Below are 19,222 nucleotides of genomic sequence, written 5' to 3' on the forward strand. Positions count from 1 at the left end.
GCTTATCTTTTAATTTTGTCCGTAAAGTATCTGCTTTGATCATAAATACCAAGCCTATGCATTCTAGGCTTTACAGCAATAAAATCATGGCCATTAAAGCAAACTTCCTGTTATGTGTTAACTCATCAGTCATTATAAAATTTTAGTATGATTATCAGCAGAAGCCGAGTAGTATGGAACGCGTACAGAGAGCAATTGATGTTAATCAATCACAACATCAACTGATATTGTTTTGCGATAACAGATATTAGGATAGATAAAATTGCGCTTGTATTATCCGATAAAACAAACAACACAACAAGGAGTGTTTCATGCTGTATGCAAATCCCAATACGGAAGGTAGCCCTGTTCAGTTCCGCGAAAAATACGATAACTTTATTAATGGTGAGTGGACCGCTCCTATCGATGGAGAGTATTTTGATAACACAAGCCCCATCGACGGCAAGATTATTTGCCAAGTCGCCCGCTCAAAAGAAGCCGATATCGAAAAAGCCCTAGACGCGGCGCATGCTGCCAAAGACGCATGGGGCAAAACCAGTGTTACTGAACGTGCCAACTTGTTACTCAAAATAGCTGACAGCATGGAAGCCAATCTAGAAGCGATTGCGATTGCCGAATGTTACGAAAACGGCAAGCCTGTTCGTGAGACACTCGCAGCCGACATCCCTCTAGCCATTGATCACTTCCGTTATTTTGCCAGCGCCATTCGCGCACAAGAAGGCGGTATCAGTCAGATTGACGAAGACACTGTGGCTTATCATTTTCATGAGCCACTTGGTGTCGTCGGTCAAATCATTCCTTGGAACTTTCCTATCCTAATGGCCGTTTGGAAGCTAGCACCTGCCCTTGCTGCTGGTAACTGTGTCGTTCTAAAGCCAGCCGAACAAACGCCAGTTTCTATTCTGTTCATGTTAGAGACCATCGGTATCGCTGACATTTTGCCAAAGGGCGTGCTAAACGTCGTCAATGGCTTTGGTGTCGAAGCGGGTAAACCACTTGCCTCAAACCCTCGTATCAATAAAGTTGCCTTTACAGGTGAGACCACGACTGGCCGCCTCATTATGCAGTACGCGAGCGAAAACATCATTCCAGTGACGTTAGAGCTTGGTGGCAAAAGCCCTAACATCTTCTTTGCCGATGTTATGGATGAGGACGATGACTTCTTGGACAAAGCGGTCGAAGGTCTAGTGATGTTTGCACTGAACCAAGGTGAAATCTGCACCTGTCCATCGCGGGCACTCGTTCATGAGAGCATCTATGATGAGTTCATCAAACGCTGTATCGCCCGCGTTGAAGCCATCAAGATGGGTAACCCATTAGATACCGACACCATGATTGGCGCGCAAGCCAGCTCAGATCAATTAGAGAAAATTCTATCTTATCTTGATATCGGTAAAAAAGAAGGCGCAAAAGTGCTCGTCGGCGGCGAACAAGCCAAGCACGATGGCGACTTGACAGACGGTTACTACGTCAAACCAACTATCTTTGAGGGCACCAACGATATGCGCGTGTTCCAAGAAGAGATCTTTGGACCTGTCCTTGCCGTGACTACTTTTAAAGACGATGACGAAGCCATGCAGATTGCCAATGACACCTTGTATGGTTTAGGCGCTGGCGTATGGACACGTAGCGTACACAAGGCATATCGCTTCGGCCGTGGTATCCAAGCAGGCCGCGTATGGACCAACTGCTATCATATTTATCCATCACATTCGGCGTTCGGTGGTTACAAACAATCTGGTATCGGACGTGAAAACCATTTAATGATGCTCGACCACTATCAGCAAACCAAAAACATGCTGGTGTCGTACAGCCCTAAAAAAATGGGCTTCTTCTAAACCATCATTGCTAATCATGGAGCGGGTTATCACAAGTGTTACATAGCCCGCTCGCTACAACGATCTAAATAAAAAAACTGAGACGAATTTTTATATCCTCTAATGCGCTTAGGCGCACAGCTAATGCGCTTAGGCGCACAGCAGGAAAAATTTGTAGCAGTCTTGCGTTCAAAATAAGGTGTTTGCATGTTTTGAACGCAATATCGTAACAACTTTTTATATCGACATTTATCAATCACCCATAAAAGAGAGCTTATTATGACTAACAAAATGAAAGCCGCTGTATTACATGAGTTCGGTCAAGACTTAAAAATCGAAGAAGTCGACATTCCAACCGCAGGTGCTGGGCAAATAGTTGTCAAAATGCACGCCTCAGGCGTCTGTCATACTGATTTACATGCGGTTGAGGGGGACTGGCCTGTTAAGCCAAGCCCACCATTTATCCCAGGCCATGAAGGTGTTGGCGTGATCACGGCGGTCGGTGACGGCGTAACTCATGTCAAAGCAGGTGACCGCGTTGGTGTGCCATGGCTATACTCTGCTTGTGGTCACTGTACGCATTGCTTGGGTGGCTGGGAAACCTTATGTAAAAAGCAAGAAAACTCTGGTTACTCAGTGAACGGTAGCTTTGCAGAATACGTCCTTGCAGATGCCGACTATGTTGGCATTATTCCTGAGAGTGTCGACTCCATTGAGATTGCCCCTGTTTTATGTGCGGGCGTCACGGTATATAAAGGACTTAAAATGACCGACACCAAGCCAGGCGACTGGGTTGTTATTTCAGGTATCGGCGGCCTTGGTCACATGGCTGTACAATATGCCATTGCCATGGGGCTCAATGTCGCTGCTGTTGATATTGATGACGAAAAACTTGAATTCGCCAAAAAGCTGGGGGCAACAGTGACGGTAAATGCCAAAAATACAGACCCAGGCGAGTTGCTACAAGAAAAAATCGGTGGCGCTCATGGCGTGTTAGTCACTGCAGTATCATCAAAAGCTTTTGATCAAGCCTTAACCATGTTACGTCGCGGTGGTACTTTAGTATGTAACGGACTCCCCACTGGCGACTTCCCGGTGTCAATCTTTGATACTGTACTCAATGGTATCACCATACGCGGCTCTATCGTTGGCACACGTCTTGACTTACAAGAGTCGCTAGATATGGCAGCGGCTGGCAAAGTCAAAGCGACCGTCAAAGCTGAGCCGTTAGAGAACATCAATGATATTTTTGAGCGGATGCGTAATGGCAAAATCGAAGGTCGTATCGTCATCGACTATAATCAATAACGGATAGTAAAATGACAGTGTTATAAGCTTATTACATAGTTATTCCAACTGTCAATTATCAGCCGAAGGTCGTATCTTTTTAGTCATATGCCAGTTGTGATGTGTCTGAAGATGATGCGACCTTTTTGATTTGACTGTGGCATACTGATACTAGAGAGCAATTATATAAACCATGGATGGGCCATAAGAAGGAGTACGATATGAAACTGGCAGCAACAGAGTCGTGTAAGGCGTTGATTGAGCTACTAAAGTCCAAGCATGGTGATTTGATGTTTCATCAATCAGGCGGCTGCTGTGATGGCAGCTCGCCCATGTGCTATCCATTAGGAGAGTTCAAAGTGGGTGGTCAGGATGTGCTGGTTGGTGAGCTTGCTGGCTGTCCATTTTATATGGGACGCGCACAATACAATCTATGGCAGCATACCGATTTGACCATTGATGTCGTCAAAGGACGCGGTGCTAGCTTTTCACTAGAGATACCTGAAGGTAAGCGCTTTATCGTTCGCTCAGAAGTGTGTTCAGTATCAGATGATATATCATAAATTCCAAACGATAAGCTGAGTATCAACATACCAGCGTACTTTCCTATACTCGTGTAAACCTGTACTGATATAAATAGATACCGCAGAGTCATTTATATTTTATTATTTCCACAAAATAATGGATAAGGTAAAGCTTAAACTATTTTGATTAGCATGGACGCTATAAGGAATATGACATGGAATCTGACACACTATTTGATTACGTCATCGTCGGCGGTGGGTCTGCAGGTTGTGTATTGGCGAGCCGCCTCACCGAAAACCCAAACATCAGCGTTTGCCTATTAGAATATGGCGGTGATGGTAAGGATCTTGCGATACGTGTACCTGCTGGATTGATTTTGATGGTTCCTGGCAAGCCGCTCAAATTGAACAACTGGTGCTTTCACACTACGCCTCAGACGCATCTCAATAACCGTCGCGGTTTTCAGCCACGCGGGCAATGCTTGGGCGGCTCCTCTGCCATCAATGCCATGGTGTATACGCGGGGCAGTAGGCTAGATTATGAGCGCTGGGTGGAACAAGGCTGTACCGGCTGGGGATTTAATGATGTGCTGCCCTACTTTATTAAAGCCGAAAACAATATTCACGGTAGTGATGCCTTGCATGGTGATAGTGGACCGCTGCATGTTAGCGACTTATTGAGTCCGCGAGACATCTCAAAAGCCTTTGTAGAAGCTGCTGTTGCCAATGGTCTCGACCATAACACCGATTTTAATAGCGAAAAACAAGACGGTGCAGGGTTATATCAAGTTACCCACTTTCATGGTGAAAAACAAGGCCAACGCTGCTCTGCTGCTGCGGCTTACTTGCACCCTGTGCAAAACCGTCCGAATCTCACCGTGATCACCCATGCGCAAGCCAACCGCGTCATTATCGAAGACCATCAAGCCACTGGTGTCATCTACGAAAAAGATGGTGTGAAGCATACCGTTCAGGCGCGTCATGAAGTCCTCTTATCAGGGGGTGCATTTGGCTCGCCCAAAGTCCTGATGCTGTCCGGCATCGGTCCGGCTGAGCATCTAAAGTCGCATGGCATTGATGTCGTGGTAGACGCACCTGACGTCGGTGGCAATCTACAAGATCATTTGGATGTCGTCTTTGATTACGAGGTCAATACCACTGATGTCATCGGCATCGGTCTGGCAGCCATGGCGACATTGCCTAAAAGCATTCGGCAGTGGAGAAAAGACGGTACAGGGATACTATCTACCAATTATGCAGAAGCGGGTGCCTTCTTTAGTGTGGGCGACGCGCCAAAAGAGTGGCCAAATACCCAGTTGCATTTCGTCATCTCGCGCGTGATTGAGCATGGTCGCGATTTGAGGCGTGGCTATGCCATTTCTTGCCACAGCTGTTACCTGCGCCCTGAGAGTCGCGGCACCGTGAGACTAAGCTCAGCTGATCCTTCTGACGCCGTACTGATTGATCCCAACTACCTCTCACATCCAAAAGACGTCGAGCATATGGTGGCAGGTGCCGAGCGTACTCGCGCTATTATGCAAGAGGCCGCACTCACCAAGTACATCACCGAAGACTACCCCGCCCCTTATATCGAAAAAGACGGCATGCTCGGTTATATCCGCAATAAGTCAGACACTATTTACCACCCCGTAGGCACTTGCCGTATGGGTGCAGATGATAAGTCAGTGGTTGATTTGGAATTAAAAGTACGCGGTGTGGGTGGATTAAGGGTTATTGACGCTTCAATTATGCCGACACTCATTAGTGCCAATACCAATGCGCCAACGATTATGATTGCTGAAAAAATAGCAGATCTTATTAAGGCAAAACATGGTGATGCTGAGGTAGTCACTACGTAGATTAGGATCCCCTCAATTTCTCATAACCTCAATATCTCATAAATTGGTGTACACAAAATGTAACCAATTTATTTCTGATTGTTTTTATTGAGTAAAATTATAATTAAGGATTAATACATTATTGCGTCTCATTCCCATTGGTACCACAGGGATAGATAGAAAGAAACAATAATTGATATTATTGATCAAAATAATATCAAAACGAGCAGAAACCCATGTTTTTTATAAAAATTAGTTCAAATATTTCTTGCATTGCGGCTATTTATGAGAGTATATTCGAACAACTATTCATATCGTTATGTTTTTAACTACATCAATTAAAGTTATATCAACTTTATTTTTGTATTATTTTGTAAAAATATACCGTTAGAATAAATACTCAAAGCCAGTTTAGTGCTTGCTCATTATATTTCTCGCACATTGTATTCATGGTCGAATACAAACTAGGTAAATATATGAGTGACTACCTATCATTACATGGGACGTAATAATGCAAAAATCACTCTTTAAACTTACGATGTTGGCCGCGCTTATCTTGGGTGTAAGCGCCTGTAGCGGTGACAACAAAACCACTGATGAATCTGCTGTCAGCTCAGATGCCAAAGCTGCCAAGACCTTACTTTATTGTTCAGAAGGTAGCCCTGCTGGTTTCGATCCCGCACAGTACACCGCAGGTACAGATTTTGATGCGAGCGCCTACCCTATTTATAACGGTTTGGTACAATTTAAAAGAGACGGTACTGAGATTCAGCCAGGACTCGCTGAAAGCTGGGATATTAGCGAAGATGGCAAGACTTACACCTTTAATCTACGTAAAGGCGTCAAGTTCGGCAAAACCGATTATTTCACACCAAGCCGTGACTTTAACGCAGACGACCTTATTTTTACCCTAGAACGTCTCACCAACCCAGATTATGAATTCAACAAAGCCTATCCCGCTGAGTTCCCATATTCAGTTGGCATGGGACTGCCTGATATTATTTCTAACATTGAAAAAGTTGACGATTACACGGTAAAAGTCACTCTAAGCGAGACCAACGCACCATTTTTACAGAACTTAGCGATGCCGTTTGCCTATATCAATTCTGCTGAATATGCAGATAAATTAATGGCTTCAGGTAATGCCGCTGATCTTAATACCAAACCAGTTGGTACAGGTCCTTTCGTCTTTACGTCGTACCAAAAAGACGCGCAAATTCGTTATACCAAAAACCCAGACTATTGGGACAAAGATAACATTTACATCGATAACCTCGTATTTGTTATCACCAAAGATTCAGCGGTTCGTGCGCAAAAAGTTCAAGCAGGTGAGTGTCATGTATCGGCATATCCAAAACCTGCCGAAATTGAATCAGTCAAAAAATCTGGTAAAGCCACCGTTCTTGATCAACCAGGCTTTAACGTCGGCTATGTGGGCTACAACGTCGAAAAACCGAAGCTTAGTGATCTTAAAGTTCGTCAAGCATTAGATATGGCGATTAATAAAGACGCGATTATCAATGCCGTCTATCAAAGCGAAGGTCTCAAAGCGACCAACCCGATGCCTCCAACGCAGTGGGGTTACGACGAATCGCTTAAAGATGCGCCTTATGATGTCGAAAAAGCAAAAGCGCTGATCAAAGAAGCAGGTGCTGATAACATGAGCATCGACTTGTGGTACATGCCAGTCCAACGTCCGTACAACCCCAATGCCAAGCTAATGGCTGAAATGTTGCAAGCAGATTGGGCGAAGATTGGCGTTAATACCAAGCTTGTAACCTATGAGTGGGGCGAGTATCTAAAACGCGCTGCTAAAGGTGAGCCTGATGTGATCTTGGCAGGTTGGACTGGCGACAATGGTGATCCAGATAACTGGCTAGGTTCATTACTGTCTTGTGACGCCGTCGGTGGTAACAACTACTCACGCTGGTGTAATAAAGACTTTGATAATTTGGTCATGAAGGCGCGTCAGGTGACCAATCAAGATGAGCGTGTGGATGACTATGTACAAGCTCAGCAGATATTCAAAGAGCAACTTCCTTGGACGACAATGGCGCACTCGGTAGTAACCGTATTCACTGCACCAAACGTTGTGGATTTCAAAATCAGTCCACTTGGTGCTGTACGCTTCGATGGCGTGAAGGTCGAATAGCCTTAGCTAATTAAGTCCGGTACGACATGCACTATTATTTAATTTGTATTCGGCTGGCTCAGAATCTCTGTTCCAGCCGTATTTATATGCGTTGAATACTTTTTATTTAAGTGCTTATCATTTAAGTATTTGTCACTTAAGCGCCTTTCACTCAAGTGCCTTATGACTTAAATGCATGGTCACGGACGACTTCATTCATTGCTACCACTCCACTCATTGAATCACAACTACTGAGCAGCCCATGCTACTTTATATTCTGCGCCGTATTGCCATTCTCATTCCTGTCTATCTTGGCCTCACGCTATCGACCTTTACGTTGATTCGTCTCGTACCGGGCGATGCTGTTGAGATCATGATGGGTGAGCGTATGGTCGATCCAGAGCTACATGCCCGCGCCTTAGAAAGGCTCGGATTAGATAAACCACTCGTTGTCCAATATTGGGACTATTTGACGGGTATATTGACCGGTGACTTTGGTCAGTCTTTCCGGACTCGTTCTCCCGTATTACAAGACTTTTTCGCTCACTTCGTACCAACCTTAGAGCTGGCGTTGTGCGCGATTGTCATTGCTAGTGTCATTGGTGTGAGCTTAGGTATTTTTGCCGCCTTACGCCGTGGTACTTGGATTGACTATACCCTGATGTCAGGAGCACTGGCAGGATACTCGATGCCGATCTATCTATTGGGACCTATCCTAACTGGTATATTCGCTCACTATCTTGGCCTTTTACCCGTTGCTGGGGTAATTTCTGTCGCACAGTTCTTAGACGTCCAGCCACTATACGGTTCATGGTTACTCGGCTCTCTCACCTCAGGAGAACCGGGCGCATTCTGGAATGTGGTTAAACACTTTATTTTACCATCGATTGCACTATCGACCATTCCACTCGCTATGATCGCGCGGATGACACGCTCTGCGATGCTGGAAGTGTTAGATGAAGACTATGTGCGTACGGCCAGAGCCAAAGGCTTATCACCCCGCCGCGTGATAATGATACACGTGATGCGTAATGCATTGATTACCGTGGTTACTGTCGTTGGCTTGCAGATGGCGACGTTGCTTGCAGGCGCGATTATCACTGAGACTATCTTTAGCTGGCCGGGCGTTGGTAATTGGCTCCTCGATGGCTTTTTCACTCGTGATTACCCCATTGTGCAAAACGGTATTTTGTTGGTCGCCACCGCCTTGATTTTGGTCAGTTTATTTATTGATATTTTGTATGGTCTGATCAATCCGCGTATTCGACATACCTCTTGATGTCACAATGTCACATTGATAAATACTCATATTATAAATAGTGATGATTGGCGCTGAAGTGATATTTTAGCAATGCTTAGTACTTTTTTAGGAACAAAATTCTAAAAACTGTCACTGCGCTAGCCACTATAGGAACTGCTCATGAAGCCTTCTGTTCTCCCCTCTGATGTCAATCTTATGGCCGCCACACCGCCATCATCTTGGCAGCTATTTTTATCGACGTTTTGTCGCAATAAAGGCGCAGTACTTGGTTTTATTGTATTGGCATTGATGGTCATCATTGCCATACTCGCGCCCACTATTGCACCCCATGACCCTTATGAATTGTTTACTGGTCAAGAGCAGCTGCCGCCAGCCTTCTTGAGTGGCGGCGATGCGATGTTTTGGCTAGGCACTGATGATGCTGGGCGAGATACCTTGTCTCGGGTGATGTATGGCGCGCGTTATTCTTTATTTATCGGTCTGAGCGCGACGACCCTTGCTATGCTAGTCGGTATTTCATTAGGACTTAGTGCCGCATTTTGGCCCAAGGTTTGGGGTAAAGCGGTCATGCTGGTCAATGATATTTTGATGTCATACCCCAGCTTACTACTAGCGATCATCATTGCTGCTATCTTAGGGCCATCTATGACCAATACGATTATTACCATCGCTTTGGTCTGTACGCCGCCCTTTATTCGTCTGACTCGCGCCACCGCGATGGTAGAGTTGCAACGTGAGTACTTTATCGCCTCGCAAGTGATGGGTGCTGGCGTACTGCGCCTATTGTTTATCACTATTTTGCCCAACTGTATGGCACCGCTTATCGTACAGGCAACGATGATTTTTTCTTCTGCTATTTTAGAAGCGGGTGCGATTGGTTTCTTAGGCTTTGGTGTACAGCCACCTGATGCTGAATGGGGCGCGATGCTCGGTACGGCTCGTCAATACATTCAAAGCAATGTTTGGCTCGCTATTTGGCCAGGTGTCGCTATTTTCTTGGCTGCATTGTCGATTAACTTGACGGGTGATGGCCTGCGTGACGCGCTCGATCCCAAATTAAAGCAGGTGACCTAAGATGACTGACACCTTAATTAAAACGCCTACCACTCATACTTCTATGAATGGCACATCAACAAAAGACGCGCCGTTGTTATTAGACATCGAAAATCTGTCGGTCACTTTTGGTCAAGGAAAGCGTGCCTTTCGTGCTGTAGATGATGTGTCTTTAAAAATAACACAAGGTGAAGTCATCGCTGTTGTGGGTGAATCCGGCTCAGGTAAATCGGTCACGATGATGGCGCTGATGGGGCTATTGCCGCCGTCTGCGACCGTCCGTGCCAAGCGAGTGATGTTTGATAATAAAGACATGATCAGTATGCCTGCCAAAGAAAAACGCGGCATCATTGGCAAAGACATCTCTATGATTTTTCAAAACGCGATGTCTTGCCTCAATCCAAGCTTTACCGTTGAGATGCAGTTGGGCGAAGTACTGCGCAAGCATCTTGGTTTACGCGGTGCGGCAGTACAGGCACGCATATTAGAGCTGTTAGAGTTGGTCGAAATGCCTGACGCCAAAAACCGACTCAAAGTCTATCCGCATCAACTCTCAGGCGGTATGAGCCAGCGCGTTATGATTGCGATGGCGCTGGCTTGCGAGCCAAAACTACTCATCGCTGATGAACCGACCACCGCACTTGATGTCACTGTACAAGCGCAAATTATGGATTTGCTCGGTCGTTTACAACGTGAAAAACAAATGGCGATGGTTTTGATTACCCATGACCTAGGCCTTGTCGCACAAAACTCACGAGATGTCGCGGTCATGTATGCTGGACAAGTGGTGGAAACCAGTACCGTGCCAGAGATTTTTCAACATCCTGCACACCCTTATACAGAGGCGCTATTACAAGCTATCCCTGAGCTGGCTATCGGACAAGATCGATTGAATAGCTTACCCGGTGTTGTACCAAGCCAATATGATCGCCCAAGCGGTTGCTTATTGTCTCCTCGTTGCCCGTACAAAGAGCCAACGTGTGATGTACCACCGCCTATTTTGGATACACCAAATGGTAAGGTACGCTGTATTCATGCTGATCCCTCTTCTCGCACCCCTATCTCTCACGCTGCTATTTTGGAGTCACAAGTATGAGTAATAAAGTGGTTTTAAAGGCAGACAATTTGCACAAGCATTACCCAGTATCACAAGGGTTAGGTAAACCAAAAGCGTATGTCAAAGCTCTAAACGGTATCTCATTCGAGCTTGAAGCTGGGAAGACACTGGCAGTCGTTGGTGAATCCGGCTGCGGCAAATCCACCCTTGCCCGCCAGTTGACGCTGATCGAAGCGCCTACGCAAGGCGAGTTATTTATCAATGATGAAGGCACCACTGGCTATAGTAGAAAGGCGCTTAAAGACTTACGTACCGAAATTCAAATGGTCTTCCAAAACCCTTATGGTAGCTTAAATCCGCGTCATACTATCGCCTATCAATTGACGGAGCCGTTGGATATTCATACCAATCTGTCTAAAGAAGAAAAGCGTGACAAAATCAACGAGATGATGAGAAATGTTGGCCTACGTCCTGAACATGCTGGGCGTTTTCCACATATGTTTTCGGGTGGTCAGCGCCAGCGGATTGCCCTTGCCCGTGCCATGATGCTCAATCCAAAAATTGTCGTCGCTGATGAGCCGACCTCCGCGCTCGACGTATCGATTCAAGCGCAAGTCTTAAATCTGTTTATGGATTTGCAGGATGAGTATCGTACCGCTTACGTCTTTATCTCACACAACTTGTCAGTCGTACGTCATGTCGCTGATGATGTAATGGTGATGTACTTGGGTCAAGCCGTCGAGCACGGGCCGAAAGAAGCCATTTATAATGCGCCAAAACATCCGTATACCATCGCTCTATTGGCGGCTGCCCCAACAGTAAATGGTCATAAAAACGATCTAACGCTGCAGGGAGAACTACCAAGTCCACTCAATCCACCAAGTGGCTGTGCACTGCATAAACGCTGCCCATATGCCACCTCGCAATGTAGCGAAATAGAGCCGCAACTGCGCGAATGGGATGGTCGATTGGTTGCTTGTTTACGCTTGGAAGAAATATATGGTTAAGGTGACTAACGGCTAAGTAATATTCACCACACCGCGACATTTAGGAAATTGGATACAACCAAAAAAGGTCTGACCTTGATTCAGGCCTTTTTTTGCTACTCTCTTAATCATCTCACCGTTACACCTTGGACAGGTTGGTGTTTGAATTAAATCAGCTGTATGGTCTATCACCTCAACTGTCTCAGAGGAACTCGCTGCTAGTTCAGGCTCTAAAACCTCAAACGGTGTAAGAAACACTTTATCAGCCATATCATGTGGTGTGATTTTCTGCTGAGTATTCAGACTATCAATCGGTAATTCGCTAGATTCAACCTCAGTTTGACCAGACCATCGCTGCACTTCTCTACTTTTCAGCGTGGCTCGTTTAGCGGTTTCTTTTGCTATCGGCTCTGGTATAGGCTTACTGGCAGTTTTAGCAATTGGTTTATCAATAGCATTACTGCTAGGCTGTTTGTTTGAGGGGCTATGCTTGTCTTTTAAATAAGCTTTATGCTCTCTATTGGTACGCCAAGACTTACTAAATCTATTGCTATCAATCTGCTCAACGATGGACTCAACCTCGTCTTCAGTCAGTATCTTATCTTGCTTCTTCTTCACATAAGATACCATACCACCTGTCAATACGTGTTCGGGTAGCTCATCACGGGTTTTTAGCTCGCACTCACCGATGAAAGCAATCATCGAATGAAAATAGCTCAACTCCAATCCTAATAAATCTGCAAGCGTCTTAATATGCAAGTAGTTTTGGCGCAATGGGTTTTGGAATTTGTATTTGCTTCCATTTGGGAATACTTGTGTCCACTGTCTTTGTTTCTCGCTACCATATATCCAGCCTTTGTAGTTTTTGGTTTCGATGACAAAGATACCGTATACAGAGACGATAATATGGTCGATTTGAGTGCTACCGCCATTTGCTCTTGGCAAGGTAATACCGTTTAGTCGGTGATAAACGTTTTTTTCAAGCTTAAGCCACATGGCAACGTTGATGACGGTTTCGCCTAGGAAACCTTTGAAGCTGGATTTTAGGGACATTGTTTCTTACTCTATCGATAGTATCTACTTAATTGGCACTTACACCAAACATTCATTTAATATAACCAGTAAACTGACCTTTTAGCGACTCACTCCATTGTCTGATATAGTCCATTTGCTTATTTACTGTAGTTAATTTATCTAGATCATCATAATGGTTAAAAGTCCCAACTCTGTTAGTGCCTCGCTTTCCCATTTCAACGATATAGCCAACTTTTCATTGTGACATTTGCTGACCCATACTTGAGCACACAAAATCTAATCTACATCCATTGATACATATAACAATGCTTTTAGGCTCTAGTAGCGCCCTTAGTCCGAATAGTGCTGTATAAAAATCACTACCTTGAAATTTATACCTACCAAGTCCGGCCAATACAAGAGTTAGTCCAACATTTTCAGCAGAATCCGAATAGCTTTCAAATATTAACTCAGCACTTTCTTTAATTTTATTGTTATAGATAGCTACTTTTTGATGCATGATATTCATCTTTGTGTCCAGCCTATATAATTTTTTCTTTCGGATTATAGACATCTTTTTCAAGCTTTAGCCACATGATGACGTTGATAACGGTTTCACCTAGGAAACATTTGAAGCTGGATTTCAGGGACATAATAGCGATCTTTAGAATGGTTATAGAATGTGCTAAGCGCAATAACAAAACTCTTTAAATTTAATTGATCAGTACTCTCTTACGATGCTTTAAAGGCTTGGCATAAGCAGAAGAACATGATCTGATATGTTTATAAAAACTCTTATAAACCCGATCATACTCTTCATCAAGCTGTTTAAGTGCATCTAAAGTACTATCGTTAGGGTTAATTTCATATTCATACTGTGCATTTATCAGGTCTCCTCCTGCATTTAAAAACAACTCATATTTTTTCTCAAGCTCTGGAAAATATAAAGCTATCAATATTTCTATCTTGCCACCTTCTCTGTAAAATTCATCAACATCTAAAGCTTCATCGCAATTGCTTGAAAAACTTTTGGATTGAACTTCCTGAATAATGGCTGCAAAATCAACTAGTCTAAAAACTACTTCCTCAAACTTTATTCTTAAAAAGGCTTCATACTCTTTTTTGCGTTCAGATCTCTGAGTAATGAGAATACCGCATAGTCCAAATATTCCGATTATGCAGGCTGCTATCAAGCCTTCACTTAGTTCAATCTGTTTTAGCCATGTAATAGCGTTTGTCAGCTCGATACTATCCATCTAATTTTTCCAATTCTGTAGTTATATAATTTATTTTTATATGAGAGCTGCACAAGAAATAAAACTTATCTTTGTAAGCAATCAATCTATTCTAATTTACCACTAAATCATTATATTGAGGCACAGAATTTAGTACTGGTTGCAGCAGTTATTTTACCAATAACCATATTGATAAAAGCAGACCAAAAGAAAAGCCAAAAATTAAATCACAAAAAAAGCCACCAGATTTCTCTGATGGCTTTTTTTTAAATACTAATTAAGTCAGGCTAATTAAACCAAACTATTCACCGCTTCAATCACAGCGTCAGTCGTGATACCGAACTCTTTATACAAGTCGCTAGCAGGAGCAGATTCGCCATAAGTCGTCATGCCGATGACTTTGCCATCTAGACCAACGAACTTATACCAGTAATCTACATGCGCGGCTTCTACTGCGACGCGAGCACGGATGTTGGCAGGCAATACCGCTTCGCGATAGCTAGCATCTTGCTCAACAAAAATCTCAGCACATGGCATAGACACCACACGTACGCCAACGCCATTTGCGCTCAACGCCTGATACGCTTCCATCGCTAGGCCAACTTCTGAACCTGTCGCGATGATGATGGCTTGTAGCTCGCCCTGCTCTTTTGCCAGTACATAACCACCTTTGGTGATGTTCGCTACTTGCTCACTGTCACGTGCTTGATGTGGCAAGCTTTGACGGCTAAAGATCAATGCTGATGGGTTGTTTTCTGATTTGATCGCTTCTACCCACGCGCTGGCAGATTCAGTCGCATCACAAGGACGCCATGTACGTAGGTTTGGCGTGGTACGTAGGCTAGTCAATTGCTCAACTGGCTGATGCGTTGGGCCATCTTCACCCAGACCGATAGAGTCATGCGTATAGACATGGATGACGCGCTGCTTCATCAATGCGCCCATACGTACCGCGTTACGTGCGTATTCCATAAACATCAGGAACGTCGCTACGTAAGGGATAAAACCGCCATGCAATGCAATACCATTGGCAATCGCAGTCATACCGAACTCGCGCACACCGTAATAGATATAGTTGCCGTTAGCGTCTTTTTCGATGCCTTTCGCGCCTTTGAATAGCGTAAGGTTCGAGCCAGCTAGATCCGCTGAACCGCCTAGCAATTCTGGCAATAACGGCTGCAAGCTGTTGATAGCATTTTGGCTAGCTTTACGACTAGCAACATCACCGCCCGCTTCTTGCGTTTGCTGAATATAAGCTTGCGCTTGGCTGCCAAAGTCAGCGGGCAACTCGCCATTTAGACGGCGTGATAGTTCTGCGGCAAGCTCTGGATAGGCTTTTTTATACGCTTCAAAGTCTGCATCCCAGTTTTTCTGTTGTACGTCGCCTTTGGCTTTAGCATCCCATGCTTCATAGATTTCGTCAGCTAATTCAAACGGTGCATGTTTCCAAGACAATGCATCACGCGTCAGGGCAATTTCGTCATCACCGAGTGGCGCGCCATGACTGGCGGCTAGACCTTGTTTATTCGGGCTACCCGCACCGATCGTGGTTTTACAAATAATTAGACTTGGCTTAGTAGTCTCTGCAATGGCTTGCTCCGTTGCTTGCGTGATCGCATCAGTATCGTGACCATCAACATTGATCACTTGCCAACCGTAAGACTCAAAACGCGCTTCGGTGTCATCGGTGAACCAGCCTTCGACATTACCGTCGATTGAGATACCATTATCATCGTAGAAGAATACCAATTTTCCGAGCGCCAACGTGCCAGCGAGCGAGCACACTTCATGACTGATACCTTCCATCAAGCAGCCATCGCCTAGGAATGCATAGGTGTGATGATCGACGATATTGTGACCGTCGCGGTTGAACTGTGCAGCTAGGGTTTTTTCTGCGATTGCAAAGCCAACGGCATTGGCAATACCTTGTCCTAGTGGACCAGTCGTCGTTTCTACACCAGGCGTGTAGCCAAGTTCAGGATGGCCTGGGGTCTTTGAATGCAACTGACGGAAACCTTTTAGGTCATCAACGCTGACATCATAACCTGATAAATGTAGCAATGAATAAATAAGCATCGAGCCATGACCGTTTGACAGTACAAAGCGATCACGGTTGTGCCAATTAGGATCAGCTGGATTGTGCTTCAAAAATTTGCGCCACAAAACTTCGGCAATATCAGCCATACCCATTGGCGCACCCGGATGTCCAGAGTTGGCTTTTTGAACCGCGTCAAACGACAGTACACGGATGGCATTGGCTAGTTTACGTTCGCTAATTGGAGCTGGCATAGAGTGTCCTAATATTCGAATGAGTCGTATAAAGATAAGAGGAAGGTTTACTCAAAGGATAATCCACCAAAAACGCGGCGGGCGTCCTCAGTGGATAGGCTATAAAATAAAAATGCAATTTTAACATATTTGCTATGAGCCTAGCCAAAAATGCGGTGACAAGACCGTTTATATTTAGCAATGACTCATATCAGTTTTGTTAAACGATAAGCAATGACGGACTTTGATTTAAGTTATAAATAACAAGCTGCAAGTGACCTAAGTGACAGGCAGCTCATTACTTACAGTCAATTTATTAAACTGAAATAGTCTCAGCACCGCCCATAAACGGACGTAATACTTCTGGAATCGTAATGCTACCGTCAGCATTTTGATGATTTTCCATCACTGCTAGTAGCGTACGACCAACCGCTAAACCTGAACCATTTAAGGTATGCGCGAGGCTGGTTTGCTTGCCATCTTTGACACGCGTACCCATACGGCGCGCTTGGAAGTCACCACAGTTAGAGCAGCTAGAGATTTCACGATACGTATCTTGGCTTGGTAGCCATACTTCAATGTCATAGGTCTTTTGTGCGGCAAAACCCATATCGCCCGTACATAGTTGTACTGTACGGTATGGCAACTCAAGCTGCTGCAAGATATATTCGGCCTGCCCTGTCATCGCCTCTAGCAAGTCATCAGATTGCTCTGCGGTGCCAACATTAACCATTTCCACTTTTTCAAACTGATGCTGACGAATCAAGCCACGCGTATCACGCCCGTGTGAGCCCGCTTCACTACGGAAACATGGCGTATGCGCGGTGAATTTTAGCGGTAGCTCTTTGATATCCAAACGCTCGCCGCGTACCAAATTAGTCATTGGCACTTCAGCGGTTGGAATCAAATAAAAATCCATCTCATCATTATTCGTGTGATTGCTCAGCTTAAACAAATCATCTTCAAACTTAGGCAACTGACCCGTCCCTTTTAGACTATCGCTATTGACGATATAAGGCACATAGGTCTCAAGATAGCCATATTTCATGGTATGGGTGTTGAGCATGAATTGGATCAGTGCGCGGTGTAGCTGCGCCAATTGACCTTTTAGCACGTTAAAGCGGCTACCAGTCAATTTGGTCGCTGCTTCAAAGTCAAGCATACCAAGCGTCTCGCCGATATGAGTATGATCTTGAATTTCAAAATCAAACGTACGCGGCGTGCCCCACTTACGCACTTCTACGTTATCGTCTTCTGACGTACCGACTGGTACATCTGCCGCTGGTATATTCGGAATCTGTAGCGCCGCTTGAGTGAGTCGCTCTTGTAAGGTGCGTAGCTCGTCTTCAGCAGCTTTAATCTCACCGCTGACACTTTGCATCTCAGCCAATAGCTCACTGGCATCTTCGCCTGATTTTTTTAGGGCACCGACTTGCTTAGCGCCAGCGTTACGGCGCGATTGCAACTCTTCTGTTTTGACTTGTAGAGACTTGCGCTCGGATTCAATCGACTGCCAAAACTCCATATCAAGCGTGTAGCCACGAGTGGCCAGTTGCTGTTGTAAATCGCTTAAATCGCCGCGTAAGAGTTTTGGATCAATCATAATCGTTGCCTGTAACACTAAGAGTGAATAAGAAGTTTAAACATTATTAGTATAATTATTGGTCAGCTTATACTTATTGCAAAGCTTGATAACTCAATAACTACCTTGCCATGCTGCCATATTTTTTATCAAACTATATGGGTGCCGCTATCATACCAAGACCCAGCAGATTTGACCATGCTTTGAGCTTTTTTGAGCGCTTTTAGCGTGATTTTGGGCTACTACTTTCATTATTCACAGTCAGTTATGCTTACCGGAAATGCATATCCTAAAGTTCAACTTACTTTAATAAGGCTCATCTACCTTTATTAAAGCCATTAATATCGCCGCTATCAGTGAACAGAACCGCTTATATGTTTCATTTAAGAGTACTTTTCGGTAAGATAAGCGCATACCTTTATTTACCTACAGCCAAGTAGTACATCACGACTTGGCTTTGGCGATGTAAACCCAACACTTTTAACACAAGCATCTGAGAAACCTTTATGGCCCTGTATCCTTACACGCTCCAACCTGTCGCCTTAAACCTGACTGAAGCTGAATTTCTTCAAGCCCAATATGAACTGTTTGCCAGTGCCAGCCCCTCTTTTGGTCTGTCGAGCTTTAAGACCAAAGAATGGATCATTATGGCTGTGGTTGTGGTACTCGCTATTGCAGGACTGATCTTTGTAACAGGCTATTCAACCATCATTTTTTGGTTGATGCTGGTTGGTGTGGTGATTTATCTGTTGGCGCGTACTTTAGGCTTTAGGTGGTATGTAAAAAGAGAATTTGAAAAACAAATTGCTGATCAAGAGATGCCAGATGAAATGCGCCAAATGAAGCTAGGTGTACAAAAACATGGTCTAGTCATGGCGATGCCAAGCAACCAGCCTGAGATGATGAAAAACTCGCAAATGCGCGGTATGCAAATGCGTGCAGGTGCGACCCAGCAAGCGGTTATTCCGTGGACTGCTATCAAGAGCTGGGATGAGACTGACGACTATATCTTTATGATGTTTGAGATGAAAGGTCAACAAGGTAGCCAAATTCTTCCGAAACGTTTGCAAGCGCAAAAATTCCCTATCGATACGGTACGTCAACATTTACAAGAAGTGGTTCCGGTTAAAGGCTTAAATCCTGAAAACTTGCAGCCGCCAGCATAATGG

15 protein-coding genes are annotated in these 19,222 nt (G+C 44.6%); 10 read left to right on the top strand and 5 right to left on the bottom strand.

What is annotated here, in order from left to right; genetic code table 11:
• The first annotated feature begins 311 nt into the window (after positions 1-311).
• The 9 genes from exaC to JMX83_RS05320 all read left to right on the top strand — a co-directional run bounded on the left by exaC (position 312) and on the right by JMX83_RS05320 (position 11,975).
• On the top strand, positions 312-1,838 hold the full coding sequence (exaC, locus tag JMX83_RS05280; protein ID WP_201599498.1) for an acetaldehyde dehydrogenase ExaC: 1,527 nt from the start codon (positions 312-314) through the stop codon (positions 1,836-1,838).
• A 258-nt stretch (positions 1,839-2,096) separates the two neighbouring features.
• Positions 2,097-3,125, top strand: coding sequence for an alcohol dehydrogenase AdhP (gene adhP, locus JMX83_RS05285; protein ID WP_201599499.1), 1,029 nt, complete (start codon positions 2,097-2,099; stop codon positions 3,123-3,125).
• A gap of 200 nt (positions 3,126-3,325) precedes the next feature.
• Positions 3,326-3,667 (top strand): DUF779 domain-containing protein, encoded by a 342-nt coding sequence (locus tag JMX83_RS05290; RefSeq protein ID WP_201599500.1) that lies wholly within the window; start codon positions 3,326-3,328, stop codon positions 3,665-3,667.
• A gap of 176 nt (positions 3,668-3,843) precedes the next feature.
• Positions 3,844-5,487 carry a GMC family oxidoreductase gene (locus JMX83_RS05295; RefSeq protein ID WP_201599501.1) on the top strand — a complete coding sequence of 548 codons (1,644 nt, stop codon included), beginning with the start codon at positions 3,844-3,846 and terminating at the stop codon, positions 5,485-5,487.
• A 490-nt stretch (positions 5,488-5,977) separates the two neighbouring features.
• Complete coding sequence (locus JMX83_RS05300; protein ID WP_201599502.1) at positions 5,978-7,618, top strand: ABC transporter substrate-binding protein; 1,641 nt, start codon at positions 5,978-5,980, stop codon at positions 7,616-7,618.
• A 241-nt stretch (positions 7,619-7,859) separates the two neighbouring features.
• Positions 7,860-8,876 carry an ABC transporter permease gene (locus tag JMX83_RS05305; protein WP_114700462.1) on the top strand — a complete coding sequence of 339 codons (1,017 nt, stop codon included), beginning with the start codon at positions 7,860-7,862 and terminating at the stop codon, positions 8,874-8,876.
• 141 nt (positions 8,877-9,017) lie between these two features.
• Positions 9,018-9,932, top strand: coding sequence for an ABC transporter permease (locus JMX83_RS05310; protein ID WP_114700463.1), 915 nt, complete (start codon positions 9,018-9,020; stop codon positions 9,930-9,932).
• A 1-nt stretch (position 9,933) separates the two neighbouring features.
• Positions 9,934-11,007, top strand: coding sequence for an ABC transporter ATP-binding protein (locus JMX83_RS05315; RefSeq protein WP_265089495.1), 1,074 nt, complete (start codon positions 9,934-9,936; stop codon positions 11,005-11,007).
• A complete protein-coding gene (locus JMX83_RS05320) occupies positions 11,004-11,975 on the top strand; it encodes a peptide ABC transporter ATP-binding protein (protein ID WP_201599503.1) in 972 nt (323 codons plus the stop codon). The genes JMX83_RS05315 and JMX83_RS05320 overlap by 4 nt, the downstream gene beginning before the upstream one ends.
• Positions 11,976-11,987: 12 nt before the next feature.
• Here the strand turns inward: JMX83_RS05320 and JMX83_RS05325 are convergent, their stop codons facing one another.
• From JMX83_RS05325 to serS, 5 genes are all read right to left on the bottom strand, one after another.
• Positions 11,988-13,007, bottom strand: a complete 1,020-nt coding sequence (locus tag JMX83_RS05325; protein WP_201599504.1) for an NERD domain-containing protein — start codon at positions 13,005-13,007, stop codon at positions 11,988-11,990.
• 217 nt (positions 13,008-13,224) lie between these two features.
• Entirely contained in the window at positions 13,225-13,497 is a 273-nt protein-coding gene (locus JMX83_RS05330; protein ID WP_201599505.1) for a hypothetical protein, read from the bottom strand.
• Between the two features lie 184 nt (positions 13,498-13,681).
• A complete protein-coding gene (locus JMX83_RS05335) occupies positions 13,682-14,224 on the bottom strand; it encodes a hypothetical protein (protein ID WP_201599506.1) in 543 nt (180 codons plus the stop codon).
• A gap of 270 nt (positions 14,225-14,494) precedes the next feature.
• Positions 14,495-16,492, bottom strand: coding sequence for a transketolase (tkt, locus tag JMX83_RS05340; protein ID WP_201599507.1), 1,998 nt, complete (start codon positions 16,490-16,492; stop codon positions 14,495-14,497).
• Positions 16,493-16,787: 295 nt separating this feature from the next.
• Entirely contained in the window at positions 16,788-18,074 is a 1,287-nt protein-coding gene (gene serS, locus JMX83_RS05345) for a serine--tRNA ligase (protein ID WP_201511076.1), read from the bottom strand.
• A 485-nt stretch (positions 18,075-18,559) separates the two neighbouring features.
• On the opposite strand from serS, the gene JMX83_RS05350 reads away from it, so the two are divergent.
• Positions 18,560-19,219 (top strand): YcxB family protein, encoded by a 660-nt coding sequence (locus JMX83_RS05350; RefSeq protein WP_058025884.1) that lies wholly within the window; start codon positions 18,560-18,562, stop codon positions 19,217-19,219.
• The last annotated feature ends 3 nt before the right edge of the window (positions 19,220-19,222 follow it).

Origin of the sequence: Psychrobacter piscatorii, from assembly GCF_904846415.1 — a bacterium.
In the GTDB taxonomy this organism is placed as follows: domain Bacteria; phylum Pseudomonadota; class Gammaproteobacteria; order Pseudomonadales; family Moraxellaceae; genus Psychrobacter; species Psychrobacter piscatorii.